Origin of the sequence: Roseomonas rosulenta, from assembly GCF_016106005.1 — a bacterium.
Taxonomy (GTDB): Bacteria; Pseudomonadota; Alphaproteobacteria; order Acetobacterales; family Acetobacteraceae; genus Neoroseomonas; species Neoroseomonas rosulenta.
In genome coordinates, this window is the sequence record NZ_JACADR010000439.1 from 1 (window position 1) to 2,418 (window position 2,418).

The window sequence follows — 2,418 nt, forward strand, 5'->3', positions numbered from 1 at the left end:
GGCGACGGCGGCGACGGCGGCGGCGCTCGCCTTCCTCGGCGGTCTCGGCGCGCTCGGTGCCGTCGGCGCGGCGCGGTGCCTCGTCGCCCTCCTCGGCGTCGGGCGCCTCCTCCTCGTCATCCGCCTCGGCGACGGGCTCGGGGGCGTAGTCCATCCGCAGGGCGGAGGGCGCGGACGGAATGGCGCCGGGCTCGGCCGCGCGGGTGCGCTCGATGCGCAGCGCGGGGCCCATCAGCGTCTCGTCGGGCTCGAACATCACGGCCATGCCGAAGCGCGCCTCGATCTCGGCCAGGCGCTCGCGCTTGCGGTTGAGCAGCCACAGCGCGACGGGGCTCGCGACATGCACCACGATCTCGGCGGCGCGGCGCTTGGCACCTTCCTCCTCGATCGCGCGCAGCACCTGCAGCGCGCTGCTGTCCACGCTGCGCACCAGGCCGCGGCCCTGGCAATGCGGGCACTGCACGAAGGTCTGCTCGGCGATGGAAGGCCGCAGCCGCTGGCGCGACATCTCGAGCAGGCCGAAATGGCTGATACGGCCCACCTGGATGCGCGCGCGGTCCTGCTTCAGCGCATCCTTGAGGCGCCGCTCGACCATGCCGTCGTGCTTCGCGCTCTCCATGTCGATGAAGTCGATGACGATGAGGCCCGCAAGGTCACGCAGGCGCAGCTGCCGCGCGATCTCGTCGGCCGCTTCGAGGTTGGTGCGCAGCGCGGTGTCCTCGATGTGCCGGTCGCGCGTCGCGCGGCCCGAGTTCACGTCGATCGCGACCAGCGCCTCGGTCTGGTTGATGACGATGTAGCCGCCCGACTTCAGCTGCACGATGGGCGAATGCATCGCATCGAGCTGCTGGTCCACGCTGTGGCGCGCGAACAGCGGCACGGCCTCGCGGTGGGCGCGGATCTTGCCGGTGTTCGCCGGCATCAGCATGCGCATGAACTCGCGCGCGGCGGAGTAGGCGTCCTCGCCCTCGACCACCACTTCCTCGATGTCGCGGCCATAGACGTCGCGGATCGAGCGCTTGATGAGGTCGGCTTCCTCGTAGATCAGCGCCGGCGCGGAACTCGCCAGCGTGCGCTCGCGGATGTTGTCCCACAGGCGCAGCAGGTATTCGCAGTCGCGCTTGATCTCGGGCTTGGGGCGCTGCGCGCCGGCGGTGCGGACAATGAGCGACATGCCCTCGGGCATGTTCATCTCCTCGACCGCCTCCCGCAGGCGCTTGCGGTCGGCCGCCGAGGTGATCTTGCGCGACACGCCGCCGCCGCGCGGCGAGTTGGGCATGAGCACGGAGAAGCGCCCGGCCAGCGAGATGTAGGTGGTCAGCGCGGCACCCTTGCCGCCGCGTTCCTCCTTGACGACCTGCACCAGCATGATCTGGCGGCGCTTGATCACCTCCTGGATCTTGTAGTGGCGCAGGAAGCGGGGCGGGATGCGGCGCTCGCGGCGCTCATCCTCGGTCTCGGCGGGCATGTCCTCGCCGCCGATGGTCTCGGGCGGCGGCGGGGGCTCGTCGGCGGCGAGCGTCTCGATGTGGCCGGCATCGGCGCCCTCGGCGGGCTCCGCCTCCGGCGCTTCGGCAGCCTCGATCGGCAGGCCGGCATCGGGCGTGCCGGTGATGCGGTCATCGGCCATGTCGAGCGGCAGGGCGGCCTGCGGGGCGGGCGCATCGGTCGCCTCGGCGCTCGCCGGACCGTTCTCGGCGTGCGGCTCGGCCGTGCCGGGCGCCTCGCCGGCGGCCTGGTCGGGGGTGGCCTCGGACTCGGCGGTGGCCTCGCCCTCCGCGGCGCCCTCGCCGTTCGACCAGCCCTCGGTGCCTTCGCCGTTCCAGGCGGCGCGGTCCATGGCGGATTCGGGCGGAAGGTCGGCTTCTTCCTCGGCGCGGGCGTCCTCGGCCTGCATCTCGATCAGGCGCTGCCGGTCGGCGACCGGGATCTGGTAGTAGTCGGGATGAATCTCGCCGAAGGCCAGGAAGCCGTGGCGGTTGCCGCCGTATTCGACGAAGGCGGCCTGCAGGCTGGGTTCGACCCTGACCACCTTGGCCAGGTAGATGTTGCCCTTCAGGGCGCGGCGGGTGGCGGTCTCGAGGTCGAATTCCTCGATGCGGTTGCCGTCCAGCACCACCACCCTGGTTTCCTCGGGGTGGGATGCGTCGATCAGCATGCGCTTGGTCATGTGTCGCGGGTCTCCGCGCCGCGGCGGGGCCGGCGGCGCATGGGATTGGCGGGGCCCGGGCGGCGGAGGTGAGTCGGCGCTGCGTTCTTCAGCATGCGCCGTCCGTCCTCCTCGCTCGGCAGGCCCGTCCGCGCGCGGCGCGGTGCGGGCCCGTGGTGGGCGCGCCTGGTCTCTGCCCCGAAGCCCTCGGACGGCCGCGGGGTGGCGGCGGTCACAGGCGCAGGCGGGCCGGCTGGCGGTGCGGCGCG

General features: G+C 72.6%; 1 protein-coding gene. It reads right to left on the bottom strand.

Features of this window, described 5'->3' with window-relative positions; genetic code table 11:
* A partial coding sequence (locus tag HW578_RS25505) for an Rne/Rng family ribonuclease (protein WP_198373516.1) occupies positions 1-2,170 on the bottom strand: 2,170 nt, incomplete at its 3' end.
* Positions 2,171-2,418 lie beyond the last annotated feature (248 nt).